We start from the raw sequence: 20,143 nt of genomic DNA, 5'->3' as shown, positions 1-20,143 counted from the left end.
GCCCTACGGCTGGGGCGATGGCTTGGCCTCGCTTGCAGGATTGCCGGCCCGCCGGATACCGCCCAATTCGCCCGATGGAGTGGGCGAAGGGCTGGGCTGTGGCGTCGGGCTGACGACCGGCGTGGGGGGCGTGACGGTCAGGGTCTGGCGCTTCATGCACCGGGCCAACGGCACCGCCGGATAGAATTTGCAGTTCCACAGCGTGCGCTCCAGCCCCGAGGCTGCGTCGCGCAGATAGCTGAACGCCATGGTCTCCATCTGAGGCGCGGTCAGGGGGACTGCCTGCGGTATGGGCGCTTCGCGCCACAGCATGACCGTGCAACGCTTGCGCTCACCGCACAGCGTCGTCGCATAGGCCGGGAAACCCTCCGGCGTCAGGCCGACGGGCAAGGGCGCCAGGAACATGTCCGGGTCGCTGGCCAGCGGCGTCGCTGCGCCCGTCACCACCCCGGCTTCGGCCAGCGCGGCCCCCGCCTGTTCGGTGGCGTTGGCCCCTGCGCTATGGGCGGGCGAGAAGGGCGCGAGACGCTCGATCACCGGCTCGCCGGGAACGAGATGCCGGTTGAAGGCGGGCGGGGTTCCCCACCAGCCGGACCAGCGGAAGAACAAATGGCTGCCGACCCGCGCCACCTTGTCCAGACTGGCCTGCCAATAAGGGACGACCCAGTCGGTGTGATAATGGGTCGAATGGCCGACGGGGCGGAAGACCTTGCCGTTCAGGGCCATCGCCGCAATCTCGCGCGCGCGGGTCCAGGCGGCCTCGGGCGGTTGCCATTTGGTCAGCGCGCCGTCGCAGCTGAAGGTGAATTGACAGCCCGTCGATCGCTCCTGCCCCTCGAACACCACGCCGCACACCGTCTTGGGAAAAGCAGGGTGGCGCAGGCGGTTGAGGACGACTTGTGCCACGGCCTGTTCGCCCGTGGCATCGTCGCCTGCCTCGTAGAGCACGCCCGCTGCCAGGCAGTCGAGCGCCCGCGCCTTGTCCTCGGCCGTGCCCCGATAGACGAACGGGCGTGCGGCGGGATTGGGGTCGGTGGAGAAGGGCACGCCTTCGTTATAGGCGCGCGCCTCGTCCGGGCTCATGTCGATGAAGGCGACCGGTTCGACCGGCGGCAGCTCGGCGGGCGGCACGACGCGTTGCGCTTGCCGCAGCCGCTGGGTGGCGGCGCGCTGGGCCTTGGGGATGGCGGGGGCGTTCGCCACGAGCAAAGCCGGCACGACACTGGCCGTACCGGCGATGGCGAAAAGCGCCGCGCGGATGCCGCCGCGCGGCCGATCAGGCGTGCTCACTGTTCGGGCAGGAAGTCCGGCACCGACAGATAGCGCTCGCCCGTGTCATAGTTGAAGCCCAGCACGCGCACCCCCTCGGGCAGGTCGGGCAGCTTCTGCAGGATCGCCGCCAGCGTGGCACCCGACGAGATGCCGACCAGCAGCCCTTCCTCGCGCGCCGAGCGACGCGCCATGTCCTTGGCGACATTGGCATCGACCTCGATCACGCCGTCGATCGACTGGGTGTGGAGGTTGGCGGGGATGAAGCCCGCGCCGATGCCCTGGATCGGGTGCGGACCCGGCTGGCCACCCTGGATGACCGGCGAGGCGGCGGGCTCGACCGCATAGACCTTCAACTGCGGCCATTCCTTCTTCAGCGCCTCGGCGACGCCGGTGATGTGGCCGCCGGTGCCGACACCGGTGATGATGACGTCGATCGGCGAATCGCGGAAGTCGTTCAGGATTTCTTGCGCGGTCGTGCGGACATGCACGTCGATATTTGCCGGGTTCTCGAACTGCTGCGGCATCCAGGCGCCGGGCGTCTCGCGCACGATTTCCAGCGCGCGCTCGATCGCGCCCTTCATGCCCTTTTCCCGCGGGGTCAGGTCGAACGTCGCGCCATAGGCCAGCATGAGGCGGCGGCGCTCGATCGACATGGATTCGGGCATCACCAGGATCAGCTTGTAACCCTTGACCGCCGCGACCATCGCCAGGCCGACACCGGTGTTGCCGCTGGTCGGCTCGACGATCGTACCGCCGGGCTTCAGGTCGCCATTGGCTTCGGCCGCCTCGATCATGGCGAGCGCGATACGGTCCTTGATCGAGCCGCCGGGATTGGAACGCTCCGACTTGATCCAGACCTCGGATCCCGGGAACAGCCGCTGGATTTTCACATGCGGCGTGTTGCCGATCGTCTCCAGGATGGTGTTGGCCTTCATGGCTTGGCTTCTCCGTGGTTTGGTTCGGTTGCAAGGATTTCAGGCGGATCAAAGGTTCGCGCGCGCCGGAGTTCCGGAAACAGTCGCGACCAGAGCAGGGTGACGCCGATCGCGCCGACGCCGCCGAACACCACCGCGCCGACGGGACCGAGCAGCGAGGCCATGACCCCGCTCTCGAACTCGCCCAGCTCGTTGGAGGCCGAGATGGTCAGCTGCGACACCGCGCTCACCCGCCCGCGCATGGCGTCGGGGGTGTGAAGCTGGATCAGCGACTGGCGGACATAGACCGACACCATGTCCGCGCCGCCCGCCACGATCAGCGCGACCAGGCTGAGGAGGAAGGCTGGATGGACGAAGATGTTCGCCCCGCCCAGCCCCACCGTGCCGCTGGTCAGGCCGAGCGCGCCGGTGATGTGGCTGGCGATGCCGAAGGTCAGGATCGAAAGGCCGAAGACGACGACGGCGATCAGCATCTTCACGCCGACATTCGACGTCATCGGCTTGAACGAGAACCAGATGGCGGTGGTCGCCGCGCCGATACCCATCCCCGCCGCCAGCACGCCCAGCCCCTGCGACCCGACATGCAGGATGTCGCGCGCATAGACCGGCAACAGCGAGGTCGCCCCCGCCAGCAGCACCGCGAACAGATCGAGCGTGATCGTCGCCTGCACCAGCCGGTTGCGGCGGACATAGCTGAACCCCTCCACGATTCGGGCCAGCGGGCGATGATCGGTCTGGACAGGCGGTTGCGGCACCGGGCCGATCAGGAAGATGCAGAACAGCGCGACCGCGAACAACAGCGTCGCGACGCCGTAGGCGAACTCCGGGTGCACCGCGTAGAGCAGGCCGCCGACGCTCGGCCCCGCGATCGTGCCCACCTGCCACGCGATCGAACTGACGGCGATGGCGGTGGGCAGGCTCTCGCGCGGCACCAGATTGGGGGCGAGCGAGGAATAGGCCGGTCCCGAGAAGGCGCGGGCGATGCCGAAGGCGACAGCGGCGGTGAACAATGCCCCCAGCGACAGATGCCCCGACCAGGTCAGGCCCCACAGGCTCGCGGCGGTCAGCACCAGCAACGCGGTGGTCGCCCGCACGATCCAGCGCCGGTCGACGCTGTCCGCGACCAGCCCGGTGATCGGCGTGAGGAGGAACAGCGGCACGAACTGCGCAAAGCCGATCATGCCCAGCATGAACGCGGCCTGGCGCACGTCCATCGTCTCACGCGCCAGATTGTACACTTGCCAGCCGATGACGATCGACATGGCCGATACCGCGATGGTCCCGCTGAACCGCGACAGCCAGTAGCTGCGGAAATTCGCGATGCGGAACGGGTGAAGAGGTCTATCCATAATCTGCCAGCGTTGTAGGCTGCGCTTCGCCGACAAGGCAACCGAGGCAAAGCTATTCGCCCCTAAATTCCCGCTGTCCTGATGGGAATTAATAGGGGGAATTGAGTTTCGTCACAAAGCACGCCAATAGGCGTCGATCCTTCCCTAACGGAAACAAAGGTGTTCCCGACTGTGGCAAAAGCTCCAAGCCGTACCAGCGAGCCCCCCATTCCCAATCGGGAGCGTCCCGCCGAACCGCAACCGTTCCAGGCTACCAAGGAACAGTTGCTGGATTTCTACAAGCAGATGCTCCTGATCCGCCGCTTCGAAGAAAAGGCGGGTCAGCTTTATGGCCTCGGCCTGATCGGCGGTTTCTGCCACCTGTATATCGGCCAGGAGGCCGTGGCGGTGGGTCTGCAGTCGGCGCTCGACGGCGACAAGGATTCGGTGATCACCGGATACCGCGACCATGGCCATATGCTGGCTTACGGCATCGATCCCAAGGTCATCATGGCCGAGCTTACGGGGCGTGCCGCCGGCATCTCCAAGGGCAAGGGCGGGTCGATGCACATGTTCTCGACCGAGCATAAATTCTATGGCGGCCACGGCATCGTGGGCGCGCAGGTGTCGCTGGGCACCGGCCTGGCGTTCGGGCACAAGTACAGCAATGACGGCGGCGTCTGCCTCGCCTATTTTGGCGATGGTGCTGCCAATCAGGGCCAGGTGTACGAGAGCTTCAACATGGCCGAGCTGTGGAAGCTCCCGATCATCTTCGTGATCGAGAACAACCAGTACGCCATGGGCACCGCGGTCAACCGCGCCTCGTCCGAGGACCAGCTCTATCGCCGTGGCGAGAGCTTCCGCATCCCCGGCATCCAGGTCGACGGCATGGACGTGCTGGCCTGTCGCGGTGCCGCCGAGGAGGCGCTGGCCTGGGTCCGCGCGGGCAAGGGTCCGGTCATCCTCGAGATGAAGACCTATCGCTATCGCGGTCACTCCATGTCCGACCCCGCCAAGTATCGCAGCCGCGAGGAAGTGCAGGGCGTTCGCGACAAGTCCGATCCGATCGACCACGTCAAGAAGCTGCTCGAAGAGCAGGGCGTGACCGAGGCCGATCTGAAGGTCCTGGAGCAGGACATCCGCAAGCAGGTGAACGAAGCGGCGGACTTCGCCGAGCAGACCCCCGAGCCCGATGTGGCTGAACTCTACACTGAAGTGCTGGTGGAGCGTTACTGAGATGGCGATCGAGATCAAGATGCCGGCCCTTTCCCCGACGATGGAAGAGGGCACGCTCGCCAAGTGGCTGGTGAAGGAAGGCGATACGGTCAAGTCCGGCGACATCATGGCCGAGATCGAGACCGACAAGGCGACGATGGAATTCGAAGCCGTCGATGAAGGCGTGATCGCCAAGATCCTGGTCGCCGAAGGCACCGACAATGTGAAGGTCGGCACCGCCATCGCGCTGCTGGCCGAAGAGGGCGAGGACGTCGCGTCCGCCGCCGCGTCGGGTTCGCGTTCGGGCGATGCGGCCAACGCCGCGCCCAAGAACGAGCCGACCGACCATGCTGCGCCGCCGATGCCGGAAGGTGCGGCTGCGGCCGAGCAGGAAAGCGGCACGCAGAAGCTGGTCGCCGCCGCCGAGCAGGAAGCGCCCGCCTCGCCGGAAATCCCGGAAGGCACCGAGATGGTGAAGACCACCGTCCGTGAAGCGCTGCGCGACGCGATGGCCGAGGAAATGCGCGCCGACGACCGCGTCTTCGTAATGGGCGAGGAAGTCGCCCAGTATCAGGGCGCGTACAAGGTGACGCAGGGCCTGCTCGACGAGTTCGGCGACCGTCGCGTCATCGACACACCGATCACCGAATACGGCTTTGCCGGTGTCGGCACGGGTGCGGCCATGGGTGGCCTGCGTCCGGTGATCGAGTTCATGACGTTCAACTTCGCCATGCAGGCGATCGACCACATCATCAACTCGGCCGCCAAGACCAACTATATGTCCGGCGGCCAGATGCGCTGCCCGATCGTGTTCCGTGGTCCCAACGGTGCCGCCAGCCGCGTCGGCGCGCAGCATTCGCAGAACTATGGCCCGTGGTACGCCTCGGTCCCTGGCCTGATCGTGATCGCGCCCTATGACGCGGCCGATGCCAAGGGCCTGCTGAAGGCGGCGATCCGCTCGGAAGACCCGGTCGTGTTCCTCGAGAACGAGCTGATGTACGGTCGTTCGTTCGACGTGCCCAAGCTCGACGATTTCGTCCTGCCGATCGGCAAGGCGCGGATCATGCGTGAGGGCAAGGACGTGACGCTCGTGTCCTACTCGATCGGCGTGGGCGTGTCGCTCGAAGCCGCCGAGAAGCTGGCCGCCGAAGGCATCGACGCGGAGGTCATCGACCTGCGCACGCTGCGCCCGCTCGACACCAAGACGGTGTTGAAGTCGCTCGCAAAGACCAACCGCCTGGTCGTGGTCGAGGAAGGCTGGCCCACCTGTTCGATCGCGTCGGAAATCGCCGCCGTCGTCATGGAAGAGGGCTTTGACGACCTCGATGCGCCGGTGCTGCGCGTGACCAACGAGGACGTGCCGCTGCCTTATGCCGCGAACCTCGAGAAGCTGGCGCTGGTCGATGCCAACAAGGTCGTCGCCGCCGTCAAGAAGGTCACCTATCGCGGCTGAGCCGTGGGGTGATCGGTGAATGGAATGGGGCCTTCCGGGAAACCGGGAGGCCCTTTTTCGTGGAGGCCTGCTGTGCGAAAGGCTGGAGCATGACCGACACCCCCGCTTCCGACACGCCCCATCCCGCCATTGAGGCGGTCATGCGCGAACAGGCATTGGCGGTGGGTTATGCTCCTGCAGCGGCGCGTGAAGGGTTTGCCGCGCTGCTCGATCTCGATCACCAACTTGCCTCGATCCTGCAAAGCACGACCGAGCCGATGATCGGCCAGATGCGCCTGACCTGGTGGTATGAGGCGCTGGAAAAGCTCGACCGAGAACCTGCGCCTGCCCATCCGGTTTTGCAGCGGCTGGGGGCGTCGGTGCTGCCTGCTGGTGTGAGGGGCGCGGACCTCGCCCCGATGATCGAGGGGTGGGAGGCGCTGCTCGATGACGGCGAGCCATTGGACGGGGAGCGGATCGCCCGTCATGCCGAGGCGCGGGGCGGGGTCCTGTTTGCTGCCACGGGCAAGCTGCTGAGGGTGGATGGGATGGAGGCGATAGGCGTCGCTTGGGGCAAAGCCGATCTAGCGTCGCATCTTTCCGATAAGGCGGTCGCGGCGTCGGCCGGTGGAATGGCGGAGGCCGAATTGGATACGGTGCTGGCCCGAAAATCGCCCAAGCCTGCTCGTGGGTTGACCGGCCTGGCGGTCTTGGCGCGCGAAAGTCTACGCCACCCGGATCGCTTGCCGGGCCATCCGTTGCGGGCTGCGCGGCTGGCGTGGCATGGCCTGACGGGGCGCTGAACGACCCTTATCCCGCTATCTACCCCGGCGAAGGCCGGGGTCCAGTAGCGGTGCCTTATTGAAGGCGTCGGGCCCTTGCCTCCCACTCGAATGAGGAGCGCGCCACCGGCTTCGGAGATACTGGGCCCCGGCCTTCGCCGGGGTGGACACGGTGGGGAGAAGTTGCACCCAACGTCCGTTCCGCCTGAGCGAAGTCGAAGGCCAAGGGAATTGCCTTGCCGCCCATCCCCGACCCTGGTTAACCATAGCGGGTCAGACGGGGGAGACGAAGATGTGGCGCTATCTGGCGGGTGGCTTGGGCACGCTTGTGCTGGTGGGGGCAGGGTTGTTCCTGTGGGGCAGCCGCCCCGATGCGCCATCCCCGCTTCCCGCCGCCAGTGCCGCCTCGGGCGTACCAGCGCAATCCGCCGAGGATAACGCACCTCTCCCCGAAGCCTCTGCCAAGACCCGCGAGCAGAAGCGCTTCGACCGTTACGACAAGGACCGCGACGGCACGATCACCCGCGAGGAATATCTCGCCGCCCGGCGCAAGGCCTATGCCAAGCTGGACCGGGACGGCGACGGCAAGCTGTCCTTCGACGAATGGGCGATCAAGGCTACGACCAAATTCGCCACCGCCGACTGGGACAAATCGGGCACGATGAACGCGCCCGAGTTCGCCACCACCGCCGTCAAGCGTCGACCGGCTGTTCGGCGGGACTGTCCTCCGGCGCGAACGGCGCCGGCTGAGGCACCGGAGGCGGGCCCGGCGGAAGAGAGTTGAGCCAACCTGGCAGCGCATCGCGCGCACGGTCCGTATACATCCGCTTGCGATCGGCTTTCTTGGTCCGGCCGGGTATGGGCGGGAAGAGGCCGAAATTGACGTTCATCGGCTGATAGGTCTCGGCCTCGGCCAGCCCGGTGATGTGACCGAGCAGCGCGCCCAGCGCCGTTTCGACCGGTGGCGGCGCGATCGTCCTGCCGGTCAGTTCGGCAGCGGCGAAACGCCCGGCGAGCAGGCCGATCGCAGCACTCTCGATATACCCCTCGCACCCCGTGATCTGGCCCGCAAAGCGCAGGTTCGGCCGCGCCTTCAGGCGCAGCGTCGCATCCAGCAGTTCCGGCGAGCGGATGAAGGTGTTGCGGTGCAATCCACCCAGCCGCGCAAATTCGGCCTTTTCGAGGCCAGGAATGGTGCGGAAGATGCGGATCTGCTCGGCATATTTCAGCTTGGTCTGGAAACCGACGATGTTCCACAGCGTGCCCGCCGCATTGTCCTGCCGCAACTGGACGACGGCATAGGGCCAGCGCCCGGTGCGCGGATCGTCCAGCCCTACACCTTTCATCGGCCCGAAGCGCAGCGTCTCGACCCCGCGCTCGGCCATCACCTCGACCGGCATGCAGCCGTCGAAATAGGGCGTGTTCTTTTCCCACTCGCGAAACTCGGTCTTCTCACCGTCGAGCAGCGCCTGATGGAAGGCGTAATATTGCTCCTTGTCCATCGGGCAGTTGATGTAATCCTTGCCCGTGCCCTTGTTCCAACGGCTCTGGAACCAGGCGACGTCCATGTCGATCGACTCGCGGTGGACGATGGGCGCGATGGCGTCGAAAAAGGCCAGTGCCTCCGCACCCGTTGCCTCGCCGATGCCGCCCGCCAGTGACGGCGCGGTCAACGGCCCGGTCGCGATGATCGCCGGCCCTTCGGGCAGGGCGTCGATCCGCTCGCGCATGATGGTGATGTTGGGATGCGCCGCCAGCGCCGCCGTGACGCCGCCCGAAAAGCCGTCGCGATCGACCGCCAGCGCCGAACCGGCAGGCACCGCATGGACATCGCCCTTGGCCATGATGATCGAGCCGAGCGCGCGCATCTCCTGGTGCAGCAGGCCGACCGCGTTGGAGGTCGCATCGTCCGAACGGAAGGAGTTCGAGCAGACCAGTTCCGCCAGGTCGCCGCCATGATGGGCGGGCGTCGTGTCGGCTCCGCCGCGCATTTCGGAGAGGCGCACCTTCAGACCCGCCTCGGCCAGCTGCCAAGCGGCCTCCGAGCCTGCAAGCCCGCCACCGATCACATGAATGTCATACGTCATCGCGCTGCCTTAAACCCGGAAGCCTCAGGTTGGAAGGACTTGGCGCGCCCGACCCGGCTCCCCACCTCGGTTCGATGACAACCATCTTTACCATCGGCTATGAAGGCGCGACCGTCGACGGCTTTCTCGCGACGTTGAAGCAGGCGGGGGTTGCGCGGTTGATCGACGTCCGCGCCTTGCCACTGTCGCGGCGGCCGGGCTTTTCCAAATCGCCGCTTGCCGCCGCCCTGAAGGAAGTCGGGATAGAATATGTCCATCTGAAAGATCTGGGCACGCCGAAGCGCGGACGCGATGCGGCCAAGAAGGGTGACGTAGGGACGTTGCGGGACGTTTACGACGACCAGCTTGCCCTGCCCGAGGCGCAGGCGGCCGCCGCCCGCATGCTGGATCTGGCAGGGGAGAAACCCAGTGTATTGCTCTGCTTCGAGCGCGATCCGTATCATTGCCACCGGACGCTGTTGCTGGAGGCGGTGGGGCAGGGGATGACGGTCGTCGACCTCTACGTCTGATCGGTCAGGCGGCGACCGTCTCGACGAACAGCGCGGTCCGGCTGCGCAACGTGTCGATCATTCGACCCAGGGCATCGGCCAGGGTCAGGAGCGCGCCTGCGTCCTGGTCGATGCGCGTGGCGTCGGCCTCGATCTGCTGAACCTGCTGGCCCATCTGCCGGGCGGCGGCGACCGACTGGTCGACATTCGCCGCGATCGCGGTCGTCGCCACCGCCTGGGCCGCGACCGACTGGTCGATCGAATGCGACAGGGTGCCGATCTGGTCGATGCCCTTGTTCAACCGGGATTGTTCGGCCAGCAGTGCATGGAGGTGCGTCTTGACCTCCGCGACGTTGCGCGTCGCATCCTGCGCGGCGGCGCGGGTCTGGCCGGACAGGGCCTTGACCTCATGCGCGACCACCGCAAAGCCGCGCCCCGCGTCTCCGGCTCGTGCCGCCTCGATCGCGGCGTTGAGCGCGAGCATGTTGGTGCGCGCCGCCACCCCTTCGATCAGTGCGAGGAGTGCATCGATCGCGGTCGCGCTGTCCGCCAGTGCGCTTGCCCGCTGATCGGTGGCGGTGATCTGGTCGCGCACCGCGCTGCGAATGACGCGGGCCTGCTCCATGTCGCGGGTGATCGCGGCAAAGGTGGCGGCCAGGCCGTGACCGCGTCGTGCGATATCGCCCAGCGCCTGACCGGTATCGTCCATCGCCTGGGTCATGCGTTCGGCCCCCCGGTGCGTGGCGTTTGCATAACCGCCCAACTCGCGGGCCATGGCCGTCATGTCGCCGGTCGCGCGGAGCAACGTGTCGGAGAGTATGGAGATGTCCGCATTGAACTGGCGGGCGGCCGCGTCGACCCGCTCGGCGCGGGCGATACGCTCGCGAGCCAGGGCCGTCTGCGCATCGACGGCATGCCGCGCCAGGGTCGCCGCATCAAGCAGCCCGGCGAACCGCCCCCGATCGGTCAGGATCAGCGCGTCGGGCGCGTCCCAATCGGCATGCAGCGCCAGCTTTTCAGCCAACGGCACGTCATGTTCGCAACAGGGATGTGCCCGGACATAGCCGGTGAACGACGCGCCAAAATCGGGGTTCTGCAACAGCGCATGGCCGAACGGATTGTAGAGCAGCCCCTTCACGTCGCGCTCCCGAATGGCGCCGATCGGCCGCTGGTCGTCATCGAGGACCGGCAGCAGCCGCATGTCGGGATATTGGCGGAACAGCGCAATGGCCGCGGTCAACGTCTCCCCGGCCGCGATCACCGGGCATTCGGCCGAATTGGGGCCGGTAGAGAAGAAGGGCGGCTTCATTGCCCTATTCTCTACCGGTCACCGGTAAATGTCGTGTTAGGGTTTGGTGACGTTTCGATGACGAAACGGTCGTTCAGCCCGAAATGGGCAGACGTACCGTTGCGTCGTCATCGCGCCGCATCGGGCCATAGGCGACGACCGCCGACAGCGGCAGATCGGCATAGAGATGCGGGAAGAGCTGGCCGCCACGGCTCTCTTCCCACTTCACCGCCTCGCCCATGGCCTCCAGGTCGACCGCCGCGATGTGCAGGTCGTCCTGCCCGGCGAAATGCTTGTCCACCGTCTCGGTCAGCTGGGCGGCGGTGGAAAGGTGGATATAGCCATCGGCCTTATCCACCGGGGCGCCCGTGAAGACGCCGTCCTGCTCCAACGCCGCCATCTGACCGGCGGTCAGCACCTTATAGGCGGTGGTCGGCCGGGTCACTCGCCATCCTCCGGCCCGGCGGCGAGGTTCTCGCCGATGACCGCGTCCGGCTCGGGCGCGATCTCCTGCGTGCCGTCGGCCAGGTTCATCTCCGCGTCTTCCTCGGTCTCTTCGATGCGCGCCGCCGAGACGACATGCTCGCCCGGTGCCACGTTGAACAGCCGCAGACCCGCCGAGCCACGGCCGATGACGCGCAAGCTCGCCAGCGACATGCGGATCAGTTTGGCCTGGTCGGTGACGAGCATCAGCTGATGCCCCTTGGCCGCCGGGAAGCTGGCGACGACATCGCCGTTGCGGGCGATATTGTCGATATTGGTGATGCCCTGGCCGCCGCGACCGGTGCGGCGATATTCATAGGCCGAGGACAATTTGCCATAGCCATTGGCGCAGACGGTCAGGATGAACTGCTCGCAATTGCGCAGCTCGTCATACCGCTCGACCGACAGCTCGGGCTCGCCTTCCTTCTCACCCTTCCAGGGGGCGAAGCGGAGATACGCCTCGCGTTCGTCCTGGGTGGTGCCGACGCGGTGCAGGACAGACAGCGAGATGACCTCGTCATTGTCCTTCAGCGTGATGCCACGCACGCCGGTCGAGGTGCGGCTCTGGAACTCGCGCACATCGTCCGCCGCGAAACGGATCGCGCGGCCGCAACGGGTGGCGAGCAACACATCGTCCTCCGCGCCGAGCAAGGCGACGCCGATCAGGCGATCGTCGCTCTCGTCGTCGAAGCGCATCGCAATCTTGCCGTTGGACGGCACGTTGGTGAACGCGTCCATCGAGTTGCGGCGCACCGCACCCTTGGCGGTGGCGAACATGACGTGCAGGGCACCCCATTCCGCCTCGTCCTCCGGCAACGGCAGGACGGTCGAGATGACCTCGCCCGGTGCCAGCGGCAGCAGGTTGACCATCGGCCGTCCACGGGTGGCAGGCCCGCCCTCGGGCAGGCGCCACACCTTGTAGCGATAAACCTTGCCATGGTTCGAGAAGAACAGGACCGGCGTGTGGGTGCTGGTCACGAACAACTCGGTAACGACGTCCTCGTCCTTGGTCGCCATGCCCGAGCGGCCCTTGCCGCCCCGGTTTTGCGCGCGGAAGGCATCGAGCGGGGTACGCTTGATATAGCCCTGCATGGTCACGGTGACGACCATGTCCTCACGCTCGATCAGGTCCTCGTCGTCGATGCCATCGGCGGCGGCGGCGATTTCCGAGCGGCGCGGGGTCGCGAACTGGTCGCGGATCGCCACCAACTCGCCGCGCATCACCTCATACAGCTTCACGCGGTCGGCCAGGATCGCCAGCAGCTCGGTGATCGAGTCCGCCAGACCCTTCAACTCGTCGCCGATCTCGTCCCGGCCGAGCGCGGTCAGGCGATGCAGGCGCAGGTCGAGGATCGCGCGAACCTGGGTCTCCGACAGGCGATAGGTGTCGCCAAAGCCCTCATGTTCGACAGCTTCGACCAGGCGGATATACTGCGCGATCTCGGCGATCGGCCATTCGCGGGCGAGCAGCGCTTCGCGCGCGGCGACCGGTGAGGCCGAACCCCGGATGATGCGCACCACCTCGTCCAGGTTCGTCACCGCGATGACGAGGCCCAGCAAGATGTGCGCCCGCTCGCGGGCCTTGGCCAGTTCAAACTTCGAGCGGCGGGTAATGACCTGCTCGCGGAACTGGACGAAGGCCTGGATGATGTCGCGCAGGTTGAGCAGCTCTGGCCGCCCGCCGCGAATGGCGAGCATGTTGGCCGGGAAGCTGGTCTGGGCGGGCGTGTGCCGCCAGAGCTGGTTGAGCACGACCTCGGGGGTCGCGTCGCGCTTCAAGTCGATGACGATACGAACGCCTTCGCGGTTCGACTCGTCGCGAATGTCGCTGATCCCCTCGATCCGCTTTTCCTTGGCGGCCTCGGCGATCTTTTCGACCAGCGCGTTCTTGCCCTGTTGGAACGGGATTTCGGTCAGGACGATCGCCCGGCGGTCGCCGCGCGACTCCTCGATCTCGTGCCGCGAACGAACGATGATCGAGCCGCGCCCGGTCTGGTAGGCCGAGCGTGCGCCAGAGCGGCCCAGGATCAGCGCGCCGGTGGGGAAGTCGGGGGCGGGAACGATCTCGTTCAGTTCCTCGACCGTGATCGCGCCGTTTTCCATATAGGCCAGGCAGGCATTGACCACCTCGCCCAGGTTATGCGGCGGGATGTTGGTCGCCATGCCCACCGCGATACCGCCCGCGCCGTTGACCAGCAGGTTCGGATACTGGGCGGGCAGAACCGAGGGTTCGCGCTCCGAGCCGTCATAGTTGGGCTGGAAGTCGACCGTGTCCTTGTCGAGATCGTCGAGCAGCGAATTGGCGACCTTGGCCAGACGCGCCTCGGTGTAGCGCATCGCGGCGGGCGGATCGGGATCCATCGATCCGAAGTTGCCCTGACCGTCGATCAGCGGCACCCGCATCGACCAGTCCTGCGCCATGCGGGCCAGCGCGTCGTAGATCGCGCTGTCGCCGTGCGGATGGTATTTACCCATCACGTCACCGACGATGCGCGCCGACTTGCGGTACGGCTTGCCCGCGACGAAGCCGCTCTCGGCGGCCGAATAGAGGATACGGCGATGGACGGGCTTCAGGCCGTCACGCACGTCGGGCAGCGCACGCGCCACGATCACGCTCATCGCATAGTCGAGATAGCTCGACTTCATCTCGTCGACGATGGAGATCGTCGAAATATCGGAAGGTTCCGCGAGGGTCGTCTCGTCGGCCAAAGTCTGTTGCTTTCCGGCTTGATGGTCAGATGGGAACCAGAGGTACTAGACCAGCGTGAGCCGCCTGACCACCCCCGCTCAACCCATTCGCGAGGGGCCGTTTGGGAGGAACGGCGGCGGCGGGACGGGGCGGCGGGGATGGGCCCGGCGGGAGTGCTCCCCCCACGGCAGCAGGTTCGCGGGACTTGCAGGATACTGGCCACCGACGGGAGTGAACGGTGGCCAGCAAGGGTCTTATGCTATCCGACGGCTTTCGCGAGAATGTCTCGGATGTTACGATCCTGTAATCCGAACGATAAATTCGAACGTTCTCGCACACCTCTGCGGCAAGCCAGGCCGCGATGCCTCAGCGCCAGCCGAGCGCCGGGGCGATGTGGCGCAGGATGTTCTCGATGACATGCGCATTGTAATCGACACCCAGTTGGTTGGGGACGGTCAGCAGCAACGTATCGGCTTCCGCGATGGCTTCGTCCGCGCGCAGCAGTTCGATCAGCCGCTCGGGCTCGGCGGCATAGGAACGGCCGAAGACGGCCCGCATATTGTCGATCACGCCGACCTGATCCTGGCTGGTGTCGCGGCCGAAATAGGCGCGGTCCTGATCCGTGGTCAGCGCAAAGATCGAACGCGAGACCGAGACGCGCGGGGTGCGCGTATGACCTGCCGCCGCCCAGGCTTCGCGATAGGCGCGGATCTGCTTCGCCTGCTGGACATGGAAAGGCTCGCCGCTTTCATCGGCCTTCAGGGTCGAGCTTTGCAGGTTCATGCCCTGCTTGGCCGCCCAGATGGCGGTGGCGTTCGACGCAGAGCCCCACCAGATGCGATCGCGCAAGCCCGCCGAATGCGGCTCGAGCCGGAGCAGGCCGGGCGGGTTCGGGAACATCGGGTTCGGACTGGGCTTGGCGAAGCCCTGGCCCTTCAGCAGGTGCAGGAACACCTCGGCATGGCGACGGCCCATATCGGCATCCGTCTCGCCCTGTGCCGGGCCATAGCCGAAATGCCGCCAGCCATCGATCACCTGCTCGGGCGAGCCCCGGCTGATGCCCAGTTGCAGGCGGCCGCCGCCGATCAGGTCGGCGGAGCCAGCATCCTCGACCATATAGAGCGGGTTTTCATAGCGCATGTCGATCACGCCGGTGCCGATCTCGATCCGCGACGTTTTGGCTCCCACTGCGGCGAGCAGCGGAAAGGGGGAGGCAAGCTGTTGGGCGAAGTGATGCACGCGGTAATAGGCACCGTCCGCGCCCAGTTCCTCGGCCGCGACGGCCAGGTCGATGGACTGGAGCAGCACGTCCTGCGCCGAGCGCGTGGCGGACTGGGGCGAGGGCGACCAATGGCCGAACGACAGGAAACCGATCTTTTTCATGGGCTCAAGATAGGTCGCATGCGTATCCGGTCCAGCCGGTCGCGCGGAAACGATCGCTTTCCGAAAACCGCCGTCAGCGACGCCAGTCCTTGGCTATCGCCGCCTTCTCGCCCGCCGCATCCAGCGGCATGTCGGCCATCATGTTCTGCGCAGCCGCCATCAGTTCGGCATCCGACGAGCCTGCCTGTGCATAGCCGCCGTTCGTGGCGGGCGGGGTGCCCGGCATGGTACGCCGGAGCGCCCAGCCCTGAGGGTCGCGACAGGCGATGCCGTCCGCCTGCGCCGATTGAAAGACCCGGCAGAACCCGTTGTCGCTGGCCCGGAAACTGACCGCGACCCGTACCGGGCCGGTGCCGCCGCTCGCCTGATCATCGAGCGCGCGGGCCAGCGATCCGGCGGCGTAGAGGCCATCACCCTTGGCCGCGATCGGCCCTTGGTCGAATCTCCAGTCGAGTCCCTGTCCGACGAAGACGCCGACGACCAGGCAGGCCGCCATCGCCGCCGCCGACCGCCAATGCGGCAGCGCGAAGCGGGAAGCGGTGCGGGGCGCTGGCGCCGGCATCGGCACGACATTGCTGGTCAGCAGCGCGGCAAGCCGATCGGGCACGGGTTCGCTCGCGATCGGGGCATAGTTTTGCGCGATCGTGGCTCGCAGGCGGCGGTGGCGCGCAACCTCCTCGGCCAGCGCCGGGTCGGCGGCAACGGCGCGTTCGACCCGTTTCGCGGTCAGCGGATCGAGCGCATCGTCGGCATAGGCCATGAGCAGTTCGGGTTCGATCGTCATGCCGCTTCTCCCAGCCGCGCCATCAGCGCCTGACGCCCGCGCACGAGGCGCGAGGTCAGGGTCCCCATCGGTATGTCCAGTATTTCGGCCGCCTCCTTATAGGCCAGCCCCTCGACCAGGACGAGGGCGACCGCCTCGCGCTGGTCGTCGGGTAGCGCGCGCATGGCGGCGTCGACTTCGCCCAGCGCGACCCGCGCCTCGGCATTACCCTGGGCGCCGACGGACAGCCCGGCGTCCTCCCCGACGAAGGTTTCCGCAGCCCGACGGCGTGCGCGGGCGGTGTCGATCCAGGCGTTGCGCATGATCCGGTACATCCAGCTATCCAATCTCGTCCCCGCCTGCCACGACGCTCGCGCCAGCAGCGCCTTTTCGATCGTGACCTGGCACAGATCATCGGCGTCCGTCGCATCATGGGTGAGCGAACGCGCAAACCGCCGCAGACGCGGGAGCAACGCCAACAGCTCATTCTCGAACGCGGCCAAGCCAATTTCCTTCTTGCGGGGATGAAACGGATGACGAGGATCGTTTAATCCATGTCAGCGCGAATTTTGGCAATGGGAGAGCGTGAATGGAGGAAGGTCGGGAATGAGGTGGCGGGGACGGACCTGTCTGATGCTGGCGCTGGCGACCGCCACGATCGCGGGCGGCACCGGCATCGGCCGGGCACAGCTGGGCGGGGGGCTGCCTCGCTTGCCATCGCCCGCCGATGCCCTGTCGTCGCTGGGCTTGCCCCGTGCCCAAGGCCTGTTGCAGCCGGTCGACGATGCGGTTCGCGCCACGGCCAGCCGTCTGGAGGCGCTGCGCCGCGAGGCCTTCGCGCAGCTTGTACGCCAGCATCCCGACGCGATCACGCTCGACCCACAGGGTTTTCCGGCGCGCGCCGGGGAGGTGGTGGTCGATGCGCCCAGCGATACCCTCATCGCGGCGGCGAAGCTCGCGGGTTATGCGGTGATCGAGCGGGACGACGTTCTCCGCGTCGGCTTCGTCCGGTTGCGCGTGCCGTCGGGTTTACCGCTCAAAAAGGCGCTGGATCAGCTTCGCAAGCTGGGGGGTGAGGTCAGCGCCGATCAACTATATCTGGCGAGCGGCGGCGGACGTCCAGTGGCCTCCATGGCTGTCACGGGCCAGGCGGCGGCATCCGACACGATGGTCGGGGTGATCGACGGCGGTGTCGAGGGGGCCGCGATGACGCGCGGCTTTGCCAGCGGCGCTCCGCGACCCAATGATCACGGCACGGCGGTCGCATCCTTGATTGCGGGCGGGCATGGCATCCGTGGGGCATTGCCCGGTGCACGCATCGCCTCGGCCGATGTCTATGGCGATGATCCGGCGGGCGGCAATGCGACCGCGATCGCCAGGGCGCTGGGCTGGCTGGTCGGTGCGCGGGTGCCGGTGGTGACGATCAGCCTGGTCGGGCCGTCCAATCCGGTGCTGGCTCGCGTGGTCGCGGCGGCGCGTGCGCGGGGCACGATCATCGTGGCGGCGGTGGGCAATAATGGTCCGGCGTCTCCACCCGCTTATCCCGCGTCCTATCCCGGCGTCGTCGCGGTCAGCGGCGTGGATCGCCGCAACCGCCCCCTGATCGAGGCGGGGCGGGCCGATCATCTCGACTATGTCGCGCCTGCGGCGGACATGCTGGCGGCTGGCGTCGGCGGGCGGCGCTTCGCGGTGCGTGGCACGTCCTTTGCCGCGCCCCTGGTCGCGGGGCGGATCGCCGCCATCTATCCGCAGCCGGATCCCGATAAGATCCGCAGTGCCCTGGCCAGGATCGACGAGGAAGCGCGAAAGGCCAACTTGCGGGGGGCAGAAAAATTCATAGGCCGTGGAATGGTTTGCGGCGCGTGTCGCACGATCTCCGAATAAAAATCGCATGTCGTGGGATTAAATGCCCGGCTGGTTTCGTTGTCATCCCAGAAGTTGAGGAGAATGACGATGAAGAATTTCCTGTCCGGCACCGCGATCCTGGCCGTTGCTATGCTGGCGGCCCCTGCATCGGCACAACTGCTTGGCGGGGCAGGCCTGGGCGGCGGACTGGGTGGTCAACTCGGTGGCGCGACCGGTGGCCTGACCGGGTCGGCAGCCGGTACGCTCGACGGTGCGACCCGTCAGGGCCGCGTGGCGACCGACAATGCGGCAAGCGCGCGGGGATCGGTGCGGGGTGACCGCAATGTCGACCTGCGCCGTGGCCGGGTCAGCGCCTCCGGTACCGCAGCGGGCGATACGGCGGTCGACAGCGCTACCCGGACCACGCGTCAGTCGGGCGGCGCGAACGGTGCGGCATCGGGATCGCTGGGCGGAAGCGCCGATGCCCAGTTGATCGGCACCGACGCCGTTCGTGACGTCGCGGGACGCGGGGTGAACGCCGTCGGCACCGTCGCCGAGCGGACCCGCAGCACGGCAGGCGCGGTCGCGAACCGGGCGCGCGGGACGGTCGGCAATGTCGCCGATCGGGCGGGGGCGGTCGGCGGCAGCGCGGCGGCCGGTGCGAATGGTGCCGCATCGGCGGGTGGCGGCAACGCCTCGCTCGCGGGGAACCTGGCGCTGGCAGGTAGCGGTGCGGCGCGCGGCGGGGCCTTCCCGGTGGGCAGCGGCATGGCGGTTACCGATGCCCAGGGCCGTGCGATCGGCGCGGTTCAGTCGGTCCGCACCAACGCCCAGGGTGCCGTCGAGCGGGTCCTGGTCAAGGTCGGCGACAAGGTCGCCAATCTGCCCGCCGCCAACTTCTCGGGATCGGGCAGCGTGCTCGTCTCGACCATGGGGCAGGGCGAAGTGAGCAACGCCGCCCGGTAACCCCAAAATATCAATTGGATATGCGCCCGACCTAACAAGTCGGGCGCATAGTCCTGTGCGGCTCAGGGGCGCGAGAAATGCTGCTCCAGCCGCGTCGCCTCCGCCGGGCTGATGGCGACGACGGCTCCATGTTTGGGCCGGGCGAAATTCGTCGCCTTCATCGGCGAGCCGAGTTCGTTGAACCGGCCGATGTTGCGATAGGTGACGAAGTCGCTCGTTTCGGAAAAGCCCATATTGTTGGGTGAGATACCGAAGACATCATACATCAGGACATAGGTATTCGTACCGTGGCGGCGCCACAGGGTGGGAGCCTCCGATGCGGCGGTTTCTGGATCGACCTTGCGCAGGCTTTTGGTCCAGTCGCGGTTGATCTTCGAGGATTCCGAATGGCGGATATTGCCCGGTGCCTGATGCGCTACGTAGAACATGTGGTATTTGCCGCCGACCTTGGTGATGTCCGCGTCGATCACGTTCACCTTGGGATCGGGATAGTCGAACAGTTTCTTGGGCGTCTCGGTCAGCGTCGTGAAATCGGCGTTGGCATAGGAATAGACCAGATAGTTGGGGCCGTTGCCGTCGCGCGTCGTGAAATAGACCATCAGCTTGCGCCGGTCGGGATCATAGATCGTCTCGGGCGCCCACATATTGCCCGCGTCCCGATATTGCGGGAAAAGCTTGGACGGCGTCACACGCGCGATCGTCCAGTGGACGAGGTCGTATGACTTCATGAAGATCATGTTGCGATTGTTGCCCCAACCATATTGCGGATCGGGCCGTTCCCACTCCGTGTCGCGCAGCCCTTCGCGCTTGGCGAAGATGTGGAGGTCGGTCATCGACATGTAGAACGCGCCGTCCGGCCCGCGCATGATATGGGGGTCTCTGATGCCCTTCTGCTCGGCGATGTCGCGCCCGGACAGCACCGCCTTGCCACCATTGACGTCGGTGAAGCTGTAACCATCCCGCGAGGTTGCGAAGTGCAGCGAATGATCTTCGTCGGTGAAGAAGCTCATCAGATAGGCCGTGCGCGCGTCACGGGGGGCGGGTGGCCGGGGCAGGTTCCCCTTGGCGACGATCTCCAGCCGTCTTGGGGCAGCCTCCGGGGCCTGCCCGCTGGCGTGCAGCGTGGTGGCGGCAAACAGCGCGACCAGCGCGCTGCCCATCCTCAACGTCAGTCTCATGATCCTCTC

Annotated in this window: 18 protein-coding genes; 7 read left to right on the top strand and 11 right to left on the bottom strand. The window is 66.6% G+C overall.

Annotated features, from left to right (window positions below):
- Positions 1-3 precede the first annotated feature (3 nt).
- The 3 genes from SOM26_RS02620 to SOM26_RS02610 are packed head-to-tail and all read right to left on the bottom strand — an operon-like array spanning position 4 to position 3,556.
- Positions 4-1,290, bottom strand: a complete 1,287-nt coding sequence (locus SOM26_RS02620; RefSeq protein WP_320451166.1) for a cell wall hydrolase — start codon at positions 1,288-1,290, stop codon at positions 4-6.
- Complete coding sequence (gene cysK, locus SOM26_RS02615) at positions 1,287-2,207, bottom strand: cysteine synthase A (RefSeq protein ID WP_320451165.1); 921 nt, start codon at positions 2,205-2,207, stop codon at positions 1,287-1,289. The genes SOM26_RS02620 and cysK overlap by 4 nt, the downstream gene beginning before the upstream one ends.
- On the bottom strand, positions 2,204-3,556 hold the full coding sequence (locus tag SOM26_RS02610) for an MFS transporter (RefSeq protein ID WP_320451164.1): 1,353 nt from the start codon (positions 3,554-3,556) through the stop codon (positions 2,204-2,206). The genes cysK and SOM26_RS02610 overlap by 4 nt, the downstream gene beginning before the upstream one ends.
- A gap of 171 nt (positions 3,557-3,727) precedes the next feature.
- Here SOM26_RS02610 and pdhA point away from each other — a divergent pair, with 171 nt between their 5' ends.
- The 4 genes from pdhA (at position 3,728) to SOM26_RS02590 (ending at position 7,748) form a co-directional block, all read left to right on the top strand.
- Positions 3,728-4,771 carry a pyruvate dehydrogenase (acetyl-transferring) E1 component subunit alpha gene (pdhA, locus tag SOM26_RS02605; protein ID WP_320451163.1) on the top strand — a complete coding sequence of 348 codons (1,044 nt, stop codon included), beginning with the start codon at positions 3,728-3,730 and terminating at the stop codon, positions 4,769-4,771.
- Position 4,772: 1 nt separating this feature from the next.
- The gene (locus SOM26_RS02600) at positions 4,773-6,203 is read left to right on the top strand and encodes a pyruvate dehydrogenase complex E1 component subunit beta (protein ID WP_320451162.1); all 1,431 of its coding nucleotides are present in this window, start codon (positions 4,773-4,775) and stop codon (positions 6,201-6,203) included.
- A gap of 89 nt (positions 6,204-6,292) precedes the next feature.
- Positions 6,293-6,985: a squalene/phytoene synthase family protein gene (locus tag SOM26_RS02595; RefSeq protein ID WP_320451161.1), complete on the top strand. Its 693-nt coding sequence runs from the start codon at positions 6,293-6,295 to the stop codon at positions 6,983-6,985.
- A 271-nt stretch (positions 6,986-7,256) separates the two neighbouring features.
- Positions 7,257-7,748 (top strand): EF-hand domain-containing protein, encoded by a 492-nt coding sequence (locus tag SOM26_RS02590; RefSeq protein WP_320451160.1) that lies wholly within the window; start codon positions 7,257-7,259, stop codon positions 7,746-7,748.
- Here the strand turns inward: SOM26_RS02590 and trmFO are convergent.
- Positions 7,657-9,051, bottom strand: coding sequence for a methylenetetrahydrofolate--tRNA-(uracil(54)-C(5))-methyltransferase (FADH(2)-oxidizing) TrmFO (gene trmFO, locus SOM26_RS02585; RefSeq protein ID WP_320451159.1), 1,395 nt, complete (start codon positions 9,049-9,051; stop codon positions 7,657-7,659). The two genes, SOM26_RS02590 and trmFO, sit on opposite strands and share 92 nt — an antisense overlap.
- Positions 9,052-9,125: 74 nt before the next feature.
- On the opposite strand from trmFO, the gene SOM26_RS02580 reads away from it, so the two are divergent.
- On the top strand, positions 9,126-9,560 hold the full coding sequence (locus tag SOM26_RS02580) for a DUF488 domain-containing protein (protein WP_320451158.1): 435 nt from the start codon (positions 9,126-9,128) through the stop codon (positions 9,558-9,560).
- Positions 9,561-9,564: 4 nt separating this feature from the next.
- Here SOM26_RS02580 and SOM26_RS02575 read toward each other — a convergent pair whose 3' ends face one another.
- The 6 genes from SOM26_RS02575 to SOM26_RS02550 all read right to left on the bottom strand — a co-directional run bounded on the left by SOM26_RS02575 (position 9,565) and on the right by SOM26_RS02550 (position 16,654).
- Positions 9,565-10,848, bottom strand: a complete 1,284-nt coding sequence (locus tag SOM26_RS02575) for a methyl-accepting chemotaxis protein (RefSeq protein ID WP_320451157.1) — start codon at positions 10,846-10,848, stop codon at positions 9,565-9,567.
- Positions 10,849-10,921: 73 nt separating this feature from the next.
- The gene (locus SOM26_RS02570) at positions 10,922-11,227 is read right to left on the bottom strand and encodes a DUF952 domain-containing protein (protein ID WP_320451278.1); all 306 of its coding nucleotides are present in this window, start codon (positions 11,225-11,227) and stop codon (positions 10,922-10,924) included.
- Between the two features lie 41 nt (positions 11,228-11,268).
- Positions 11,269-14,019, bottom strand: a complete 2,751-nt coding sequence (gyrA, locus tag SOM26_RS02565) for a DNA gyrase subunit A (protein WP_320451156.1) — start codon at positions 14,017-14,019, stop codon at positions 11,269-11,271.
- Between the two features lie 346 nt (positions 14,020-14,365).
- Positions 14,366-15,382 (bottom strand): LLM class flavin-dependent oxidoreductase, encoded by a 1,017-nt coding sequence (locus SOM26_RS02560; protein ID WP_320451155.1) that lies wholly within the window; start codon positions 15,380-15,382, stop codon positions 14,366-14,368.
- Between the two features lie 73 nt (positions 15,383-15,455).
- A complete protein-coding gene (locus tag SOM26_RS02555) occupies positions 15,456-16,166 on the bottom strand; it encodes an anti-sigma factor family protein (RefSeq protein ID WP_320451154.1) in 711 nt (236 codons plus the stop codon).
- The gene (locus SOM26_RS02550) at positions 16,163-16,654 is read right to left on the bottom strand and encodes an RNA polymerase sigma factor (RefSeq protein ID WP_414712006.1); all 492 of its coding nucleotides are present in this window, start codon (positions 16,652-16,654) and stop codon (positions 16,163-16,165) included. Before SOM26_RS02550 ends, SOM26_RS02555 begins: the two co-directional genes overlap by 4 nt.
- Before the next feature lie 97 nt (positions 16,655-16,751).
- Between SOM26_RS02550 and SOM26_RS02545 the strand changes: the two genes are divergently transcribed.
- Entirely contained in the window at positions 16,752-18,029 is a 1,278-nt protein-coding gene (locus SOM26_RS02545; RefSeq protein ID WP_320451152.1) for a S8 family serine peptidase, read from the top strand.
- 63 nt (positions 18,030-18,092) lie between these two features.
- Entirely contained in the window at positions 18,093-18,956 is an 864-nt protein-coding gene (locus SOM26_RS02540; RefSeq protein WP_320451151.1) for a hypothetical protein, read from the top strand.
- Between the two features lie 62 nt (positions 18,957-19,018).
- On the opposite strand, the gene SOM26_RS02535 is transcribed toward SOM26_RS02540, so the two are convergent.
- Positions 19,019-20,134 (bottom strand): glycoside hydrolase family 43 protein, encoded by a 1,116-nt coding sequence (locus tag SOM26_RS02535; protein ID WP_320451150.1) that lies wholly within the window; start codon positions 20,132-20,134, stop codon positions 19,019-19,021.
- Between the last annotated feature and the right edge of the window lie 9 nt (positions 20,135-20,143).

It is taken from the genome of Sphingomonas sp. CFBP8993 (genome assembly GCF_034044895.1).
Taxonomy (GTDB): domain Bacteria; phylum Pseudomonadota; class Alphaproteobacteria; order Sphingomonadales; family Sphingomonadaceae; genus Sphingomonas.
The sequence above is the reverse complement of the archived record's forward strand: the minus strand, read 5'-3'. Positions and strand labels throughout refer to the sequence as shown.